At 69.8% G+C, this 19,566-nt stretch carries 13 protein-coding genes; 8 read left to right on the top strand and 5 right to left on the bottom strand.

All coding sequences use genetic code 11. The annotated features are described in order from the left end of the window. Positions 1 to 55: 55 nt before the first annotated feature. Positions 56 to 1,123, bottom strand: a complete 1,068-nt coding sequence (locus tag AB0J02_RS14595) for a hypothetical protein (RefSeq protein ID WP_363193994.1) — start codon at positions 1,121 to 1,123, stop codon at positions 56 to 58. Continuing rightward, positions 1,120 to 2,952 carry a polysaccharide deacetylase family protein gene (locus AB0J02_RS14590; protein WP_363193993.1) on the bottom strand — a complete coding sequence of 611 codons (1,833 nt, stop codon included), beginning with the start codon at positions 2,950 to 2,952 and terminating at the stop codon, positions 1,120 to 1,122. Before AB0J02_RS14590 ends, AB0J02_RS14595 begins: the two co-directional genes overlap by 4 nt. A 447-nt stretch (positions 2,953 to 3,399) precedes the next feature. Here AB0J02_RS14590 and AB0J02_RS14585 point away from each other — a divergent pair, with 447 nt between their 5' ends. From AB0J02_RS14585 to AB0J02_RS14575, 3 genes are all read left to right on the top strand, one after another. Beyond that, positions 3,400 to 4,644, top strand: coding sequence for a glycosyltransferase family 2 protein (locus AB0J02_RS14585; protein WP_363193992.1), 1,245 nt, complete (start codon positions 3,400 to 3,402; stop codon positions 4,642 to 4,644). Positions 4,645 to 4,742: 98 nt separating this feature from the next. Further along, a complete protein-coding gene (gene wecB / locus AB0J02_RS14580; RefSeq protein ID WP_363193991.1) occupies positions 4,743 to 5,906 on the top strand; it encodes a UDP-N-acetylglucosamine 2-epimerase (non-hydrolyzing) in 1,164 nt (387 codons plus the stop codon). After that, on the top strand, positions 5,903 to 6,616 hold the full coding sequence (locus AB0J02_RS14575; protein WP_363193990.1) for a calcium-binding protein: 714 nt from the start codon (positions 5,903 to 5,905) through the stop codon (positions 6,614 to 6,616). Before wecB ends, AB0J02_RS14575 begins: the two co-directional genes overlap by 4 nt. 114 nt (positions 6,617 to 6,730) lie before the next feature. Here AB0J02_RS14575 and AB0J02_RS14570 read toward each other — a convergent pair whose 3' ends face one another. From AB0J02_RS14570 to AB0J02_RS14560, 3 genes are all read right to left on the bottom strand, one after another. Next, a complete protein-coding gene (locus AB0J02_RS14570) occupies positions 6,731 to 8,194 on the bottom strand; it encodes a glutamate synthase subunit beta (protein WP_363193989.1) in 1,464 nt (487 codons plus the stop codon). Then, positions 8,187 to 12,815 carry a glutamate synthase large subunit gene (gltB, locus tag AB0J02_RS14565; RefSeq protein ID WP_363193988.1) on the bottom strand — a complete coding sequence of 1,543 codons (4,629 nt, stop codon included), beginning with the start codon at positions 12,813 to 12,815 and terminating at the stop codon, positions 8,187 to 8,189. The genes AB0J02_RS14570 and gltB overlap by 8 nt, the downstream gene beginning before the upstream one ends. A gap of 383 nt (positions 12,816 to 13,198) precedes the next feature. After that, complete coding sequence (locus AB0J02_RS14560) at positions 13,199 to 13,930, bottom strand: VIT1/CCC1 transporter family protein (protein ID WP_363193987.1); 732 nt, start codon at positions 13,928 to 13,930, stop codon at positions 13,199 to 13,201. Positions 13,931 to 14,199: 269 nt separating this feature from the next. Between AB0J02_RS14560 and AB0J02_RS14555 the strand changes: the two genes are divergently transcribed. From AB0J02_RS14555 to AB0J02_RS14535, 5 genes are read left to right on the top strand one after another with little or no spacing between them, the layout of a single operon-like run. Next, the gene (locus AB0J02_RS14555) at positions 14,200 to 15,237 is read left to right on the top strand and encodes a LacI family DNA-binding transcriptional regulator (RefSeq protein WP_363193986.1); all 1,038 of its coding nucleotides are present in this window, start codon (positions 14,200 to 14,202) and stop codon (positions 15,235 to 15,237) included. 19 nt (positions 15,238 to 15,256) lie between these two features. Beyond that, positions 15,257 to 16,225, top strand: coding sequence for a sugar ABC transporter permease (locus tag AB0J02_RS14550; protein ID WP_363193985.1), 969 nt, complete (start codon positions 15,257 to 15,259; stop codon positions 16,223 to 16,225). Then, positions 16,222 to 17,070 carry a carbohydrate ABC transporter permease gene (locus AB0J02_RS14545; protein WP_363193984.1) on the top strand — a complete coding sequence of 283 codons (849 nt, stop codon included), beginning with the start codon at positions 16,222 to 16,224 and terminating at the stop codon, positions 17,068 to 17,070. Before AB0J02_RS14550 ends, AB0J02_RS14545 begins: the two co-directional genes overlap by 4 nt. Then, the gene (locus AB0J02_RS14540; protein WP_363193983.1) at positions 17,070 to 18,380 is read left to right on the top strand and encodes a sugar ABC transporter substrate-binding protein; all 1,311 of its coding nucleotides are present in this window, start codon (positions 17,070 to 17,072) and stop codon (positions 18,378 to 18,380) included. Before AB0J02_RS14545 ends, AB0J02_RS14540 begins: the two co-directional genes overlap by 1 nt. Positions 18,381 to 18,416: 36 nt before the next feature. After that, positions 18,417 to 19,517 (top strand): ADP-ribosylglycohydrolase family protein, encoded by a 1,101-nt coding sequence (locus AB0J02_RS14535; RefSeq protein ID WP_363193982.1) that lies wholly within the window; start codon positions 18,417 to 18,419, stop codon positions 19,515 to 19,517. Positions 19,518 to 19,566: the final 49 nt, after the last annotated feature.

Raw genomic sequence — 19,566 nt, 5'->3', positions numbered from 1 at the left:
GCAGACCGCCCGAACAGATCGGCCGAACGTCTCCCCGGGGCTCAGAGACCGGCTCTCAGCCCGACCATTTCTCGCGCAGCACCTCCTCCGCGGGCTTGCCGCGCGGCGAATAGGCGAGCCGCTCCGGGGTCTCGCCGCTGTCGGGCCAGTCGTCCCACATCCACCAGCAGACGCCGGCCCACCAGCTCCGGCCGTCGAACGTGTCCAGCAACGCCCGGTAGGCGGCGGCCTGTTCGTCGGGGGCGGGGACGCGGCTGACGGTCCAGGAGTACGGGGCCGTCGTGGTGCCGCGCTGGCTGGCGTAGCCGGCTTCGGTGAACAGGATGCGCCGGCCCTGCTCCTGCGCGTACGCGGCGAGGCGCTCGCGGATCGGCGCCCAGGCGCGGCGCAGCCGGGCGGTGTCCCCGGTGGGGGTCTCGGCCAGCGGCCAGTAGGCGTCGATGCCGATGACGTCGAGGTCCTTCCAGAAGTGGATCTTCTGGTACTCGTCGTAGTTGGCGGCGTAGGTGAGCGGCCGGGCGTAGTGGTCGCGGACCGCCGCGATGACGTCCCGCCAGGCGGCGCGGTCGCCGGAGACGCCGGCGAGTTCGGTGCCGACCGCGAACTGTTCGGCCCCGGTGTCCGTGGCCAGTTCCGCGTAGTGGGTGATGAAGCGCCGGTACGCGGTGAACCAGGCGTGGCGGTCGCGGGGCCGGATCTCGGCGCGGTCGCCGCCGCCGGTCAGGTCGACATGCGGCTTGATCATCACCTTGAGTCCGAGGGCGTGCGCCCGGCGGGTGATGTGGCGCAGACTCCCGTCGCCGGCGCTCTCCACGGTGGGGTGCATGCCGGAGTCGGTGCGGCGCCGCTGGTACCAGGTCGGGGTGAGGGTGATCCAGCGGGCGCCGGTGGCGCGGATGCCGCGCAGGTAGCGCTCGGCGGCCGGGCTGTCGTAGTCGCTGCGGTACCAGGAGGGCAGGGTGATGCCGCGCAGGACGGCTCCGTCCGCCGGGGTGGTGGCCTCGGAGGGTGCGGTGGTGGCGTCGGTGCCCCCGCCGCCGGATGTCGTGCACGCCCCGGCGGCGAGGAGGGCCGCCACCGTGGCGACGGCGAGGGCCCTCCTCTTGAGGGCGGTTGTCCTCACAGGCTCGTCGGGCTGACGAAGGTGTAGCCCAGGGCCTTGATGCCGTCGACCGTGTCCTTCAGCGGCTGGGTCGGGTAGTAGGGGTGGTAGAAGAAGCTGGCGACGCCGTCGCGGACGGCCAGGTTGGCCCTGGCCGCCGAGATCAGGTCGGCGGGCAGCCGCGGCGGGTGGTTGTTGTAGGGGTCTGGCTCGTAGTTGCCGATGTTCTCGGGCAGCACCTTGGTGCCGTAGACGTCCTTCACCGTGTAGGGGAAGAACTGTCCGATGAAGACGTTGGATCCGGCGGAGCTTGCGCCGAGCGTTCCGGAGAAGTACAGCGAGCGTTCGAGCCGTGCGGCGTAGCGGGAGCCGAACACCTTGTAGTCGGCGGCGGAGGCCGCGTAGTGCGGGGTGGTCCACAGCGTCGGCTTCGGCAGGCCGGCGGCGGTGAACTCGGCGAGCGCGCTGGTCACCCGCGCCTGTGTCCAGGCGGTGGAGTCCTCGGCGACCGGGCCGTCGTAGACCACGTTGTCGGCCGTGTCGACGTGCGCCCGGTAGAACTCGAAGTCGTCGGCGCTGGCCCCGGTGTAGGGGTTGGCGACGGTCCCGTACTGGTGGGTGTAGCCGTGGTTCATCAGGACCGCGCCGCGCGCCAGCATGTACTTCAGGGCGCTGACGAGGTCCGGCCGCTGGGAGAGCGTGACCGTCTGCGCGACACCGTTGTTGTAGGCGCCGTTCGGGTCCTGGTACACGGGGATCACGTTGATGCCGTACGGGATCTTCTGTGAGTACAGGTAGTCCGCCATCGTCCGCAGCTCGGCCGGGTCCGAGTCGGGGCTGATGTCCTCCAGGCGCAGCAGTGCGCGGTGCCGCTCGGGCGTCGTCGGCGCGAGCGCGTCGAAGAGCAGGTCCTCGATGACGATGACCCGGTCGCTCTCGGACACGTAGGCGAAGGGGATCTCGCCGATGTAGGTGAGGTTCGACGACCGGACGGCCCACCCGAAGGTGTGCCCGTTGGAGCTGTCGAGGCCCTCCGCGAGCTTGGTGACCGCTGGATAGCCGCTGCCCGTAAGGATGTTGGGGCGCAGCACGCCGCCGTCCTGGCCCGCCGGAATCTTCCGCGTGAGCGTCTGATTCTTGTACGACACCTGCGTCACGGTGCCTACGGAACCGCCGTCCTCGTAGTACGACGTCGTCGGGTCCCACCCGTACGTCTGCGTGAACCGCGCTACGCCCACCGCGTTCGCCATGTTCCAGATGTTGGCGCCCATCCAGATCACGGGCGTGGTCGTGGTGGAGACGTCCTGGTAGAAGGCGGTGGGGATCTCGTCCGGGGTGGTGCAGCAGTAGTACGTCGAGCCGATGTAGATCACGGCTCCGTACGACCCGGCGAGGCCGGCGGTGTACTCCTTGACGGGTTTGGCCGTCACCTCACCGAAGTGGCCCGCGAGGTTGGCGGCGGCCATGGCGTAGAGCTCGCCCAGGTGACCGTAGGTGCCCGCCGTGTCGTAGAGCACGAGCGTGGTCGGGGAGGCGGCGGCCGCGGCGGGGGCCGGTGTGGCCCTGGGCGCTGTGGCCGTGGTCCTCTCGCGCGGCTTCTCCCGCGGTTTCTTGTTGGGCTTCTTGTGGCGGGCCTTGTCGGCCCTGACCTGAGCCTTCGCCCAGGCCTTGAGGTCGACTCCGCTCACCCCCGGCCGGCTCGCGACGGTTTCGTTCGCGTATCGCCGTCCACCGTCGGCGCCCGCCCCTCCGGCGGCCATGAATGTGCCGCTCAGCAGTGCGGCGGCGAGCAGTAATAGAAAAGCGAACTTCGAGATTCCGCGTCTGGGCCGTCGTATCACTGGTCTCACCGTTCTTTCCCTCCACTCTGCCATCAACAGCAAAGCTTTTCACGAACAGGAATTAGCGATTCTTGTGAGCGATCAAGAAGAATGTCAAGGGGGTGAACGGGGAAGTCCGGAAAGCCCATGGAACGCTCCGGCACGACACGAAGTCTCCTTTTCGGGTTCCCTTCTGGGCCCGGCCGCGCGTCTGCTACGTTCCTTTTGCGCATTGGGGATGCGCAGTTAAATATGGGGGGACAATGTACGGACGACCCGCCCTGGGGGCAATGCTGCCCTTGGCAGGGGCGATCGCGGCGCCCGAAGCACTGCCGGGTCTGCCGCTGGCCAGGGGGTTGCAGGCCGCGGCCGGGGCCGGATTTCTACTCTATTGCCTTACTGCCTGCCTGGTAATGCTGGCTCGAATACGACTGCGCCGCCGTACACGCATCGTGCGGGCCACGGCCGGGAGCAGCCATGATCAGTGATGTGCTGCTCTGGTCGAGCGTGACGTTGATCGTGATGGCCGGCTGCTACAACACGGCCCTCTTCACGCTTTCACGGCGCAGAATCCGCCATTCCGACAACAAGCGGAGAGAGCGATTCTACGTATTTCTACTGGCCTGCCTCAACGAGGAGAAAGTACTTTCGGAAAGCCTGGCGCGAATCACTTCCCTGCCGGCCCGGAATTTCATGGCGCTCGTCATCGACGACGGGTCGGACGACCGCACCTCGGAGATAGCGCTGGCCGCCGACCCGGCCCTGGTCCGGCTGCACCGGCGCAACCCGCCGGACGCGCAGAAGGGCAAGGGTGCCGCCCTCAACGACGGGGTGCGTCACCTCAGGGAGTCCGGGCTGCTGGCCGGGCACGCCCCCGAGGACGTGGTGGTCTGCGTGGTCGACGCGGACGGCAGGCTCGACTCGGACGTCGTGCAGTGCGTCGACCCGTACTTCGACGACCCGCGCACGGGCGCGGTGCAGGTGTGCGTCCGTATGTACAACCGGCATCTCGGGCTGCTCGCCCGCATGCAGGACATGGAGTTCGTCGTCTACGGCGACGTCTACCAGAGCGCGCGCCGCTTCATCGGCAGCGTCGGCATGGGCGGCAACGGCCAGTTCATGCGGCTGGCCGCGCTCGACACGCTGGACGGCGACGGCCCGTGGAGCGACAGCCTCACCGAGGATCTCGACCTCGGCGTCCGGCTGATCGCCAAGGGCTGGACCAATCAGCACTGCACCACCGCCGCGGTGTCCCAGCAGGCGGTGCTCAGCCTCCGGCGCCTGATCCGCCAGCGATCCCGGTGGTTCCAGGGCCACTTGCAGTCGGCCGGGCTCGTGCCGCTCATCCTGCGGGACGTGCCGACGCGGGCGGCGCTCGACCTGCTCTACCACCTCTCCAGCCCGGTGCTCATCCTGCTCACCTCGCTGTTGCCGCTGTCCTTCCTCGTCGCGCTGGGCGCCACCACCGTGGCCTCGCTCCGCGTCGGGCACCCGCTCGTCTCGCCCATGTGGCTGCTCGGCCCGTACGTGCTCTCGTTCACGGCCGCCTACGCGTACGGGTTCGTGTACGCGAGGCGTGAGCGCACTCTCGGCCTCATCCGTTCCGTGCTCATCGCGCACGTCTTCGTGTTCTACGGCTACATCTGGTTCGCGGCCGGCTGGTGGGGCTTCTGGCGCATGCTCACCGGTCAGCGGGCCTGGCTCAAGACCGCGCGCACCTGAGGGCTGTCCCGTCGCCCGTGTCGTAGCGCGCACAGACCACTCACCCACACCCTCACACGGTCGCCGTGGCGATCGCGTCCGCCCAAGGGGGGCTTCGCATGTCCACTCACCCGTCAGCCGTGCCCGTACGCGCCATGCTCGTACTCGGCACGCGGCCGGAGGCCATCAAACTGGCCCCGGTGGTACGGGAGATGACGCTCGGCGCACAGTTCGAGCCGGTCGTCGTCACCACCGGTCAGCACCGCGAGATGCTGCACCAGATGCTCGACATGCTGGGTGTCGACACCCGCATCGCGCTGGATGTCATGCGTACCAGGCAGCAACTCTCCGACCTCACCGCCCGGTTGGTGCGGGAACTGGGCCAGGTCATGCGCGAGAACCGGCCCGACCTGGTGCTGGTGCAGGGCGACACCACGACCGCTCTCGCGGGGGCCCTGGCCGCCTTCTACGAGAAGATTCCGGTCGCTCATGTCGAGGCCGGGCTGCGGACCGGCGTGCTCGACAACCCGTTCCCGGAAGAGCTCAACCGCAGTCTCATCAGCCGTATCGCGCGCTGGCACTTCGCCCCGACGGCGGCGGCGGCCCGGCACCTGACCGCCGAGGGGATCCCCGCTGAGCAGGTGTTCACCACCGGCAACACGGTGGTCGACAACCTGCTGTGGGTGCTCGACCAGGGCACCGGTACCTCCGCGTTCCGCACCGACGCACGGCGGATTCTGGTCACCCTGCACCGCCGGGAGAACCAGGGCGAGCGGATGCGGGACATGGGCCGGGCGCTGACCCGGCTCGCCGGCCGCGGCGACGTGGAGATCGTGCTGCCGCTGCACAAGAGCCCGGCCGTGCGGGACGCGCTGCTGCCCGAACTGGCGGGTCATCCGGGCATCTCGCTGGTCGAGCCGCTCGGCTACCTCGACTTCGCGGCGACGCTCGCCGACTGCGACCTGGTCCTGACCGACTCCGGCGGCATCCAGGAGGAGGCACCGAGCCTGGGCAAGCCGGCGCTCGTCCTGCGCACCACCACCGAGCGGCCCGAGGCGGTCGAGGCCGGCGCGGCCCGGCTGATCGGCACCGACCCGCAAGCCCTGGTGACCTGGACGGAGAGACTCCTCGACGATCCGGCGGAGTACCAGCGGATGAAGGGGGCGGGCAATCCGTTCGGCGACGGCAAGGCGGCCCTGCGTGTACTGGCCCAACTGGCCGAGGACTTCGCGGCCGATGTGCCCGTGGGCCTGACCGCGTCGGGGCCATACTCGACCGCATGACGCCGTTACCGCTGCGCTCCCGCTTTCGGATCCCGCCGGTTCTGCGGGAGCGCAGGGGGCGCGTGCTCACCGGCCTGGCGGTGGCGCTCGCGCTGACCGCGGCCCTCGCGGTGGGCCTGAGCCGGTGCGGGCGCGAGGATCCCGAGCCGCCGCCCGTGCCGTGGCAGGACGGCTCCACACACGGCCGCTGGCTCTCGGTCTTCAACGGTCACGGCACGAACATCGGCGACGACGACGCCCTCTCGCTCTCCCCGCGGCCCGCCGAGGACCCGGGCACCACGCACGCGGGCCTCGTCGTCAGTACCGCCTCGTACGCCGACGTGCGGTACGAGGCACGGATGCGGACCGAGAAACAGCTGCGCGAACCCACCCCGAACCCGTGGGAAGTCCCCTGGCTGGTCTGGGCGTACACCGACCCGGAGCACTTCTACTACATCACCCTCAAGCCGAACGGCTGGGAACTCGGCAAGCGCGACCCCGCCTACCCGGGCGGCCAGCGCTTCCTCGCCACGGGCCACGAGGCATACCCGGTGGGCGACTGGTCCGATGTACGGGTGGAACAGCGCGGCGCGACCATGACGGTGACGGTGGCCGACCAGCCCCTGGTGACGTTCACGGATCCCGAACGCCCCTACAACGCGGGCCGGGTGGGGGCGTACAGCGAGGACGCGGCGGTCACGTTCGAGGAGTTGAGGGCGAGTTCGGGCTGACCGAGGGGGCCCGGACGCACCGCGACGCCCACCCAGTCGTCCGGTCGGGGACAGTGGGGCAGGCGTCGCGCTCAGTTCCGTACGCCGTTGTACGGGACGTTCAGGGACGGATCGTCACACCATGAGGGAGCGGTCCGTCGGGCGGATGGGCGCCGGGAGTTCCGAGACGCCGGTCAGGAAGCGGTCCACGCCGCGGGCGGCCGAGCGGCCCTCCGCGATGGCCCAGACGATGAGGGACTGGCCGCGGCCCGCGTCGCCGGCGACGAAGACGCCGGGGACGTTGGTCTGGAACTCGGCGTCGCGCTCGATGTTGCCGCGGGCGTCGAGGTCCAGGCCGAACTGGGAGACGAGACCGTTCTCCTGGTCCGTGCCGGTGAAGCCCATCGCGAGCGTGACCAGCTGCGCGGGGATCTTGCGCTCGGTGCCGGGCTTCGGGGTGAGCTTGCCGTCGATGAACTCGACCTCGGTGAGGTGCAGCGCCTGGACGTTGCCCTCCTCGTCGCCCTCGAAGTGGGTCGTCGAGACGGAGTAGACCCGCTCGCCGCCCTCCTCGTGCGCGGAGGTGACCTTGTAGAGCATCGGGAACGTCGGCCACGGCTGGCCGAGCGGGTCCCGGTCGTCGTTCGGCCGCGGCATGATCTCCAGCTGCGTGACCGAGGCCGCGCCCTGGCGGTGGGCGGTGCCCACGCAGTCCGCGCCGGTGTCGCCGCCGCCGATGACGACGACGTGCTTGCCCTCGGCGGTGATGGGGGGCTGCACGAAGTCGCCCTCCTGCACCTTGTTGGAGAGCGGCAGGTACTCCATCGCGAAGTGGACGCCGTTCAGTTCGCGGCCCGGGGCGGGCAGGTCGCGGGAGATCGTGGCGCCCGCGGCGATGACCACCGCGTCGTGCCGCTTGCGCAGCTTCTTGGCGTCGATGTCGCGGCCGATCTCCACGCCCGTACGGAACTTGGTGCCCTCCGCGCGCATCTGCTCGATGCGGCGGTTGATGTGGCGCTTCTCCATCTTGAACTCGGGGATGCCGTAGCGGAGCAGGCCGCCGATGCGGTCCGCGCGCTCGTAGACGACGACCGTGTGACCGGCCCGCGTCAGCTGCTGGGCGGCGGCGAGACCCGCCGGGCCCGAGCCGATGACCGCGACGGTCTTGCCGGAGAGCCGCTCCGGGGCCTGGGGCGCGACGTCGCCGCGGTCCCACGCCTGGTCGATGATCGAGACCTCGACGTTCTTGATGGTGACGGGCGGCTGGTTGATGCCCAGCACACACGCCGACTCGCACGGAGCGGGGCAAAGCCGGCCCGTGAACTCCGGGAAGTTGTTCGTCGCGTGCAGCCGCTCCTGCGCCGCCGACCAGTCCTCGCGGTACGCGAAGTCGTTCCACTCGGGGATCAGGTTCCCGAGCGGGCAGCCGTTGTGGCAGAACGGGATGCCGCAGTCCATGCAGCGCGACGCCTGCTTGCTGATGATCGGCAGCAGCGACCCGGGGACGTAGACCTCGTTCCAGTCGCGCACGCGCTCGGCGACGGGACGGGTCTCGGCGACTTCGCGTCCGTGGTTGAGAAAGCCCTTGGGATCAGCCATTGGTCGCCGCCTCCATCATCTTCTCGGTGATCGCGGTCTCGGAGAGACCCGCTCGCTCGGCGGCGTCCTTGGCGGCGAGCACTGCCTTGTACGTGCTGGGGATGATCTTGCTGAAGCGCTCCGCCGACACGGCCCACTCGGCGAGCAGCTTCTCGGCGACCGTCGAGCCGGTCTCCTCGGCGTGGCGGCGCACGACGTCGTGCAGCCACTGCTTGTCGGTGTCGTCCAGGGCCTCGACCGCGCCCTGGCTGGTGACGTTGACGTTGTCGGTGTCCAGGTCGATGACGTACGCGACGCCGCCCGACATGCCGGCCGCGAAGTTGCGGCCCGTCTCGCCGAGGACCACCGCGTGACCGCCGGTCATGTACTCGCAGCCGTGGTCGCCCACGCCCTCCGAGACGACGGTGGCACCGGAGTTGCGGACGCAGAAGCGCTCGCCGGTGCGGCCGCGCAGGAACAGCTCGCCGCCCGTCGCGCCGTACGCGATGGTGTTGCCGGCGATCGTCGAGTACTCGGCGAGGTGGTCGGCGCCGCGGTCCGGGCGGACCACGATGCGGCCGCCGGACAGGCCCTTGCCGACGTAGTCGTTGGCGTCGCCCTCCAGGCGCAGCGTCACGCCGCGCGGCACGAACGCGCCGAACGACTGGCCCGCGGAGCCGGTGAAGGTGATGTCGATGGTGTCGTCGGGCAGTCCTGCCCCGCCGAACTTCTTCGTCACCTCGTGGCCGAGCATCGTGCCGACCGTGCGGTTGATGTTGCGGATGGCGACCTGGGCGCGGACCGGCTGGGCCTCCGTCTGGTCGCCCGCGGCGAGGGCGTCGGCGGCGAGCTTGATGAGCTCGTTGTCGAGCGCCTTCTCCAGGCCGTGGTCCTGCGTGATCAGCTGGTGGCGCACGGCGCCGTCGGGGAGTTCGGGAACGTAGAAGAGCGGCTCCAGGTCGAGACCCTGCGCCTTCCAGTGGCTCACGGCCCGCTCGGTGTCGAGGAGTTCGGCGTGGCCGACGGCCTCCTCGATGGTGCGGAAGCCCATCTCGGCGAGCAGCTCGCGGACCTCTTCGGCGATGAACTCGAAGAAGTTCACGATGAACTCGGGCTTGCCCGCGAACCGCTCGCGCAGCGTCGGGTTCTGCGTCGCGATGCCGACCGGGCAGGTGTCCAGGTGGCAGACGCGCATCATGACGCAGCCGGAGACGACGAGCGGCGCGGTCGCGAAACCGAACTCCTCGGCGCCGAGCAGCGCGGCGATGAGCACGTCACGGCCGGTCTTCAGCTGGCCGTCGGTCTGTACGACGATGCGGTCGCGCAGGCCGTTGAGCAGCAGGGTCTGCTGGGTCTCGGCGAGGCCGAGCTCCCAGGGACCGCCCGCGTGCTTGAGCGAGGTGAGCGGCGAAGCACCCGTACCACCGTCGTGGCCGGAGATGAGGACGACGTCCGCGTGCGCCTTCGAGACACCCGCGGCGACGGTGCCGACGCCGACCTCGGAGACCAGCTTCACGTGAATCCGCGCCTGCGGGTTCGCGTTCTTCAGGTCGTGGATCAGCTGGGCCAGGTCCTCGATGGAGTAGATGTCGTGGTGCGGCGGCGGCGAGATGAGCCCGACACCCGGCGTCGAGTGACGCGTCTTCGCGACCCACGGGTAGACCTTGTGGCCGGGCAGCTGGCCGCCCTCGCCGGGCTTGGCGCCCTGCGCCATCTTGATCTGGATGTCGTCGGCGTTGACGAGGTACTCGCTCGTCACACCGAAGCGGCCGGAGGCGACCTGCTTGATGCTGGAGCGGCGCGCCGGGTCGTACAGGCGGTCCGCGTCCTCGCCGCCCTCACCGGTGTTGGACTTGCCGCCCAGCTGGTTCATCGCGATGGCGAGGGTCTCGTGGGCCTCGCGCGAGATGGAGCCGTACGACATGGCGCCGGTCGAGAACCGCTTGACGATCTCGGAGACCGGCTCGACCTCGTCGATCGAGATCGGCTCGCGGCCCTCGGACTTGAAGCCGAACAGGCCGCGCAGCGTCATGAGGCGCTCGGACTGCTCGTTCACGCGGCCCGTGTACTTCTTGAAGATGTCGTAGCGGCGCGAGCGCGTCGCGTGCTGGAGGCGGAAGACCGTCTCCGGGTCGAACAGGTGCGGCTCGCCCTCGCGGCGCCACTGGTACTCGCCGCCGATGTCGAGCGCGCGGTGCGCCGGGGCGATGCCGGTCACCGGGTACGCCTTGGCGTGGCGGGCGGCGACCTCTTCGGCGATGACGTGCAGACCTGCGCCGCCGATCTTGGTGGCCGTGCCGTTGAAGTACTTCTCGACGAAGGCCTCGTCGAGGCCGACGGCCTCGAAGACCTGGGCGCCCCGGTAGGAGGCGACCGTCGAGATGCCCATCTTGGACATGACCTTCAGAACGCCCTTGCCGAGCGCGTAGATGAGATTGCGGATGGCCTCTTCGGGCTCGCCGTTCTCGTCGCCCGCCAGGAACGTGCCGGCCCGGACCAGGTCCTCGACCGACTCCATCGCCAGGTACGGGTTGACGGCGGCGGCGCCGAAACCGATCAGCAGCGCGACGTGGTGGACCTCACGGACGTCACCGGCCTCGACGAGCAGACCCACCTGGGTGCGCTGCTTCGTACGGATGAGGTGGTGGTGGACGGCCGCGGTGAGCAGCAGCGACGGGATCGGCGCGTGCTCGGCGTCGGAGTGCCGGTCGGAGAGCACGATCAGGCGGGCGCCGGCCTCGATGGCGGCGTCGGCCTCGGTGCAGATCTCGTCGATCCGGGCGGCGAGGGAGTCGCCACCGCCGCTCACCCGGTAGAGACCGGACAGCGTCGCGGCCTTCATGCCGGGCATGTCGCCGTCGGCGTTGATGTGGATGAGCTTGGCCAGCTCGTCGTTGTCGATCACCGGGAAGGGCAGGGTGACCGAGCGGCAGGAGGCGGCCGTGGGCTCGAGCAGGTTGCCCGCGGGGCCGAGCGAGGAGCGCAGCGAGGTGACGAGCTCTTCGCGGATCGCGTCCAGCGGAGGGTTCGTGACCTGCGCGAACAGCTGGGTGAAGTAGTCGAAGAGGAGCCGCGGGCGGGCCGAGAGGGCCGCGATCGGGGTGTCCGTGCCCATCGAGCCGATCGGCTCGGCGGCGGTCCTGGCCATCGGCGCGACGAGGATGCGCAGCTCTTCCTCGGTGTAGCCGAAGGTCTGCTGGCGGCGCGTGACGGAGGCGTGCGTGTGCACGATGTGCTCGCGCTCGGGCAGGTCGGAGAGCTCGATCTCGCCGGTCTCCAGCCAGTCGCCGTACGGCTGCTCGGCGGCGAGGCCGGCCTTGATCTCGTCGTCCTCGATGATGCGGTGCTCGGCGGTGTCGACGAGGAACATCCGGCCGGGCTGCAGCCGGCCCTTCTTGACGACCTTCGCGGGGTCGATGTCGAGGACGCCGACCTCGGAGCCGAGGACGACGAGGCCGTCGTCGGTGACCCAGTAGCGGCCGGGGCGCAGGCCGTTGCGGTCGAGAACGGCACCCACCTGGACACCGTCGGTGAAGGTGACGCAGGCCGGGCCGTCCCAGGGCTCCATCAGCGTGGAGTGGTACTGGTAGAAGGCGCGCCGGTCGGCGTTCATGGAGTCGTGGTTCTCCCACGCCTCCGGGATCATCATCAGGACGCTGTGCGGAAGCGAACGGCCGCCGAGGTGCAGGAGTTCGAGGACCTCGTCGAACGACGCGGAGTCCGAGGCGTCCGGCGTACAGATCGGGAAGATCCGGTCCAGCGTCTCCTGGCCGTTGCCGGCCGAGCCGAACAGCTCGGAGGCGAGCTGGGACTCTCGGGCGCGCATCCAGTTGCGGTTGCCCTTGACGGTGTTGATCTCACCGTTGTGCGCGACGAAGCGGTACGGGTGCGCCAGCGGCCACGACGGGAACGTGTTCGTGGAGAACCGGGAGTGCACGAGCGCGATCGCGGAGGCGAAGCGGCGGTCGGACAGGTCCGGGAAGAAGGGCTCCAGCTGGCCGGTGGTCAGCATGCCCTTGTAGACGATGGTGCGGGCGGAGAGCGACGGGAAGTACACGTCGGCCTCGCGCTCGGCACGCTTGCGCAGCACGAACGCCTTGCGGTCCAGGGCGATGCCGGTGCTGGTGTGGTCCGCGACGAAGAGCTGCCGGAAGACGGGCATCGTCGAGCGGGCGGTGGCGCCGAGCAGCCCCGGGGCGACCGGGACCTCGCGCCAGCCGAGGACGGTCAGGCCCTCTTCGGCGGCGATCGTCCCGATCCGCGAGACGAAGGACTCGGTGTCCTCCTCCGGCAGGAAGGCGATGCCGACGGCGTACGTACCGGCCTCGGGCAGGTCGAAGTCGACCGCCTCGCGCAGGAAGGCGTCCGGAACCTGGGACAGGATGCCCGCGCCGTCACCCGAATCGGGCTCGGAGCCGGTGGCACCGCGGTGCTCCAGGTTGCGCAGCACCGTGAGCGCCTGCTCGACCAGCGCGTGGCTCGCCTCGCCGGTGAGCGTGGCCACGAAGCCGACGCCGCAGGCGTCGTGCTCGTTGCGCGGGTCGTACATGCCCTGGGCGGCAGGGCGAGCATCCATGTGCGACCGGTTCGTGGTGTCCCGGCCGTTGTTGGAATGCTGGGACGGCTGGCGCGGCGTACGCATCGGCTCTCCCGTCGTCGTCGTGGCATTTGCGTGCCGAGGGACGACGTTGGCCCTCTGCGGATTACTGAAAAAGTACTGCTGAAGCACTGCTGAAATGCTGGTGAAGCTCATGCTGCTGCAAAATTTCGTGCAGATTACATGATGGAACGAATCTCGGGAACCGGATACTTCGTTCCAGCATGCGGACACCGCGGGTGGCGGCGGAAGGTGGCCCTGGCGGACAGATCGATGACCGGGGGGCCGGGCGGGCGGTGCGCGTCGCGGGCCTCATTGCCCACAGCGCTTACGGCTCATGCCCCGTGGTCAAGTAGTCGAAACAGTCTGGAAACGACTACTTATGCAAGGCCCTGTATAGCCATCTTCCGGCCGCGACCTGCGAACCGTCAACCTATTGCGGTTCCGAAAAGAGTGCCCAGGAGATACGTCACACCCGCCGCGGCACCGCCCAGAGCCAACTGCCGCAAGCCGCTGAACCACCACGACCTGGCCGTCACCCTCGCCACCACGGCGCCGCACGCGAAGAGTCCGATCAGCGCGAGCACCACGGCCGGCCACAGGTCACCGGCCCCCAGCAGATAGGGCAGGACGGGCAGCAGGGCGCCCAGCGCGAACGAGCCGAACGACGAGACAGCGGCGACCATCGGCGAGGGCAGATCGCCGGGATCGATGCCGAGCTCCTCGCGCGCGTGGATCTCCAGGGCCTGCTCGGGGTCCTTGGACAGCTGCCGCGCGACCTCGGTGGCCAGCTCGGGCTCGACGCCACGGGACACGTACAGCTCGGCGAGCTCCCGTTCCTCGTCGGCCGGGTGCTTGCGCAGCTCGCGGCGCTCGACGTCGAGCTCGGCCTCGACCAGCTCCCGCTGGGAGGCGACGGAGGTGTACTCGCCCGCCGCCATGGAGAAGGCGCCGGCGGCAAGCCCCGACAGCCCGGTGATGATCACCGTCTGCTGCGAGACGGCGCCGCCCGCGACACCTGCCATCAGCGCGAAGTTGGAGACAAGACCGTCCATCGCGCCGAAGACCGCCGGGCGCAGCCAGCCCCCGTTGACATCGCGGTGGGTGTGGTTGTCCCGGTGCGCGTCGTGGAGTGCCGCCTCGGTCTCGATGATGGACATGCTCGTGATCCCCGCTCCCCTAGTCGTGTACAGAACCCGAAAGTACGCGCGAAGAAAGGCCCCCGCCAGCAAGGAAGGCCGTACTTACCTGCGCTTTTGCGCCCTGCGCAACGCACCTCGCGGCCGTCGACCTGGACCTTCCCCCACTCACCCGTGAGATGGATCACGCGATACCTCCGTTGACGGAACGGGAAGCCTGACAGCACCATCTGTAAACGTTTCCAGCTGCCGGAAACGTTTACAAAAACTGGACTCAAGGGGGTAAACCGGTGCCAAAAGTCGCGGCCTCAGCCCAGCGCGGCCAGCCGACGATCGTCTCCATCGCCGACCGCGCGGGAGTCTCGATCGCCTCCGTCTCCCGCGTCCTCAACGGTCTGGGCGCCCGCCGCGACACCGTCGAGCGGGTCGAGCGCGCCGCCGCGGAGCTCGGCTATGTGCCGAACGCGGTGGCCCGCTCCCTCAAGGACGGCCGCACCCGGCAGCTCACCTTCGCGATGCCCGACATCGGCAACCCGGTCTACGTGGCGATGGTCCGCGCCATCCAGTCGGTGGCGAAGGCGGCCGGCTACCGGCTGCTCCTGCACTCCACGGACGCCGTCGTCGACGACGAACTGGCCGTTCTGCGCAGCCTCGGCGACCGCACCAGCGACGGCCTCATCATCTGCCCCATCCGGATCACCGACGAGCACATCGCCGCGCTGCGTAACGCGGCCGGCCCCGTCGTGGTCATCGGGTCCCTGCCGGACGACGTGCCCGTGGACAGCGTGCGCGCCGACTCCGTCGCGGGTGCCTCGCTCGCCGTACGCCACCTGTACGAGACCGGGCGCCGCCGCATCGCCTTCGTCAACGGCCCCGCCGACACGGTCCCCGGCCACAACCGCCACCAGGGCTACCGCGCGGCGCTCGCCGACCGCGGCCTCCGGTACGACCCGGCGCTGGTCGTCCACACCGACTTCGGCATCGAATCCGGTGCCGAGGCCGCCGACGCGCTCCTGGACCGGGCCCCCGACGCGGTCTTCTGCGCCAACGACCAGCTGGCGCTCGGCGCCGCCCGCGCCCTGCACGCCCGCGGCCTGCGCATACCCGAGGACGTCGCCGTCGCGGGCATGGACGACAGCGTCCTCGCGCAGGCCGGCTGGCCCCCGCTGACCAGCGTCGACCTCGGCTCCACCGAGCGTGGCCGACGCGCCGCCGAACTGCTCCTGGAGCGCCTCGGCACCCCTGACTCCCCCACTCCGCACACCACCACCGCCCCTCCCCGCCTCGTCGTCCGCGCCTCCACGGGCCGGGCGGCGTCCGACAGTTGAGAGTCGCGAGGTTCGATCCATGAGTCTCACCGCCTCCCGGGACAATGCCGTCCCGGGCAGTCGCGGCACACCGCCGCCCCGCACCCCGGACCAGCGCAAGAAGGCGCTCGGCCTGGACCGGGGCGCGTGGTTCCTGCTGCTCCCCGCGCTGGTCCCGATCCTGATACTGAGCGTGGGCCCGCTCCTGTACGGCATCTCGCTCGCGTTCACCGACTCACAGGCGGGCCGCACCTCACCCACGCAGTTCGTCGGCCTGGACAACCTGTTCGACCTGCGCCACGACAGCCTCTTCTGGGAGTCGTTCCGCATCGGCCTGATCTGGGCGGTGTGCGTCACGGCGCTGCAGTTCGTGCTGGCCATGGGCCTCGCGCTGCTGCTCAACGAGAACCTGCGTTTCCGCTGGCTGGCCCGGACGCTCGCACTCGTACCGTGGGCGATGCCGGAGGTGGTGGTGGGCATCATGTGGCGCCTCGTCTACCACTCGGACGCGGGCATCCTGAACAGGACACTCACGCAACTCGGCGTGATCCACGAGAACGTCGACTGGCTCTCGGACCTCTCCTACGCACTGCCCGCCGTGATCGTCGTAGGCGTATGGGCAGGCATGCCGCAGACGACGGTCGTCCTCCTGGCAGGCCTGCAGAACGTGCCGCACGAGCTGCGCGAGGCCGCCCAGCTGGACGGCGCGGGACTGTGGCGCCGCTTCACCACGGTCACCTGGCCCGCGCTCAAGCCGGTGGTCGTCGCCGTCACGGCGCTGAACTTCATCTGGAACTTCAATTCCTTCGGCCTGGTGTACGTCCTCACGCAGGGCGGCCCGGGCGGCCAGACCCGCCTGCCGATGCTGTTCGCCTACGAAGAGGCCTTCAAGTACGGGCAGTTCGGGTACGCCGCCGCGATGGGCCTCGTCATGATCGCGGTGATCGCGGTCCTCCTCACCCTGTTCCTGCGCAAGAAGCTCAAGGAAGACTCGGAGGGAACAGCATGAGCGTGAGCCCCGCACTCCCCCGGGCCGCCGGCCGGGCCGGCCAGTACCTGGCCCTGCTCTGCTACCTCGTCTTCCTGGGCTTCCCCCTCCTCTGGCTCCTGTCGACGTCGTTCAAGTCCCCCCAGGAACTGGGCTCGATCAACCCGACATGGCTCCCCCAGCACCCGAGCCTGGACAACTACCGAGCGGCGTTCGACGCACAGCCGCTCCTGCACTCAGCCCTCAACAGCCTCATCGTCGCGGTCAGCGCGTCGGTGATCTCGGTGGCGCTCGCGGTCCCGGCGGCGTACGTGATGGTCCGCTACAAGTCCCGGGTGAGCCAGGCGGGCACGGTCTGGATCCTGGTCAGCCAGATGTTCCCGTTCGTGCTGGTGATCATCCCGCTGTTCCTGGTCCTGAAGAACCTGCACATGATCGACAGCATCCCCGGCCTGATCATCGTCTACGTCGTCTGGAACCTGCCCTTCTCGCTCTGGATGCTCCAGGGCTACGTGAAGTCGGTGCCGCGCTCCCTGGAAGAGGCGGCGGCGATGGACGGGGCGGGCCGGCTGCGCACACTCACGAGCGTGGTCCTCCCGCTGCTCGCCCCCGGCCTGGTGGCGACGCTGATGTTCAGCTTCGTGACGGCCTGGAACGAGTTCTTCTTCGCCCTCGTGCTGCTCAAGTCCCCGGAGAACCAGACGATGTCGGTCATCCTCACCCGCTTCCTCGGCGCCGAGGGCGTCGCGGACCTGGGCCCGCTGGCGGCGGCCTCGGTCCTGGCCACGATCCCCAGCCTGCTCTTCTTCGGCCTGCTCCAGCGCAGGCTGGTGGGCGGCATGCTCAGCGGGGCGGTGAAGGGCTGATGCGCACCCGACGACTCACAGCGGCGGCCGCGGCCACCCTCGGCCTGTCCCTCCTGTCCGGCTGCGGCGGCAACGGAGACACCAAGAACGGTGAGGTCACCCTCGAATTCCTGAGCCTGGCCTGGCAGAAGGAGTCGGTCGACGCCAACAAGGCGCTCGTCCAACACTGGAACGACACCCACACGCACGTCAAAATCAAATACGTACAGGGGAGTTGGGACAACATCCACGACCAGCTCCTCACCTCCTTCGAGGGCGGCGAGGCGCCGGACATCTTCCACGACGACGCCTCGGACCTCACGGACTTCGCGAACGGCGGCTACCTGGCCGACCTGACGAAGTACCTCCCCGCTTCCTTGCGCAAGGACATCCCCCGGGCCTCCTGGGACACGACGACCTACGAGCACAAGACGTACGGCGTCCCGTTCCTCCAGGAACCCCGCGTACTGATCGCGAACACCAAGCTGCTGAAGCGGTCCGGCGTCCGCATCCCCACGGCCCAACACCCGTGGACGTGGGCGGAGTTCGAGTCGATCAGCAAGAAACTCACGCGCGACACCAACAAGGACGGCAAGCAGGACACCTACGGCGTCGCGTGGTCGATGAAGGAGCCGGTCAGCCAGTCGGTCAACCTCTCCCTCTCCACCGACGGCAAGATCTTCTACAAGGACAAGGACGGCAAGAACGAGATCCGCTACGACACCGCGGACTCGGCCGTCGCCCAGCTCATCAACCGGCAGGTCAACAAGGACCGCACCGCGCCCAAGTCGGGCCTCGGCATGTCGGGTTCGGACACGCTGCCCGGCTTCTTCGCGGGCCGCTACGCGATGCTGCCGCTCAACTTCTCGTACCGCCAGCAGGTCCAGCAGCAGGCTCCCAAGGGCTTCGACTGGACGGTGCTTCCCATGCCGTCCGGCGCCGGCGGCCTGGCCCAGGGCACGGCCCCCCAGACCCTCTCGGTCTCCCAGGACAGCAAGCACAAGCAGGCGGCGGCCGACTTCATCGCCTACCTCACCCAGCCCGAGCACCAGGTGCAACTGGCGCGCGGCGACTGGCTGTTGCCCACGAGCACCGAGGCGCTCGAGGACCCTTCGCTGACCACCGCGAAGAACGGGTGGAGGACCGGCGCCGACATGGCGGCGGACCTGCGCCCGTCCCCCGTCCTCGGGGTGCGCGGCTACGCGGAGTGGAAGGACAAGATCGCCACTCCGGCCTACCAGGAGTACTACAACGGCGCGTTCGGCATCGACGAACTCCGCAAACGCCTGGCGTCCGACGGCAACCGCATCCTCGACCGCTACCAACGCTGAACCGAGCACGACCCCAGAAAAGAGCACGAACACACCATGAGCGTCAGCGTCGACCCGGATCCCCCCGCGGACGGCACAGCGGCCCCCCGCAGGCTGCGCACGGTCCCGCACCCCCCGCCGCCCGGCGTGATCTCCCCGCGGGACCGGGCCAGGGGGGCGCTCCTGGGCCTCGCCGTCGGCGACGCGCTCGGCGCGCCCGCCGAGAACATGAAGCCGTCCCAGATCCGCGAACGCTGGGGCCGCATCGAGGGCTTCGTCTCCGCCGACCCGGCCGGGACGGACGACACCGAGTACGCGATCTTCTCCGGCCTGCTCCTCGCCGAGCACGGGGCGGCGCTCACCATCGCGGATGTCGAGGCGGCCTGGCACACGTGGATCGCGGACCGGGACGAGGGACCGTTCAAGGGCGCGGGATTCAGCGAGCGCGGCACCCTGGAGAACCTGCGCAGGGGCCTGGCGGCGCCCATCTCGGCGCAGCACCGGCACGCGTGGAGCGACGGCCTCGCGATGCGGGCGGCGCCCTTCGGCGTGTACGCGGCGGGCCGCCCGGCCGAAGCGGCGCGGCTGGTCTCGATCGACGGCACTGTGTCGCACGACGGCGAGGGGATCCACGGCGGCCGGGCGGTCGCCGCGGGTGTGGCCGCGGCCATGGTGAGCCACAACCCGGACGCGGTCGTCCAGGCGGCGCTCTCGGTGATCCCGGACGACTCCTGGACGGCCCGTTCCCTGCACCGCGCGGTGCAGGCGGCTCGCCGGGCCCGCCGTGACCCGGACGGCACGCAGCTCTCGATGGAACGGGCGGTGCGCAAGGCCGTCGTCATCGGCGGCTACCCGTGGACGGACCTGGCGCCCGAGGCGGTGGGCCTGGCGTTCGGGGCGTTCGCCGTGGCTCGCGGCGACTTCCGCGAGTCCGTCCTGACAGCTGTGAACATGGGCCGCGACGCGGATACGACGGCGGCGGTGGCCGGGGCGCTGGCGGGCGCGCTGCGCGGCGAGGCCTCGATCCCGGCGCCCTGGTCATCGGCGATCGGCCCGGTCCGCGGCAGTTGCCTCCCGTCCATGGCGGGCCGCCACATCCTGGACGTGGCGGACCGCCTGACACCACCCCCACCGGACCACGAGGGGGCGGTGGCGTGACGTCTCCCTCGACCTGGCCCGCACGGCGCTCCGGCGCTGGGGGGCCGAC

It is taken from the genome of Streptomyces sp. NPDC050264, assembly GCF_040655895.1.
Lineage (GTDB): Bacteria > Actinomycetota > Actinomycetes > Streptomycetales > Streptomycetaceae > Streptomyces.
This window is presented reverse-complemented; position numbering and strand designations above follow the sequence as displayed.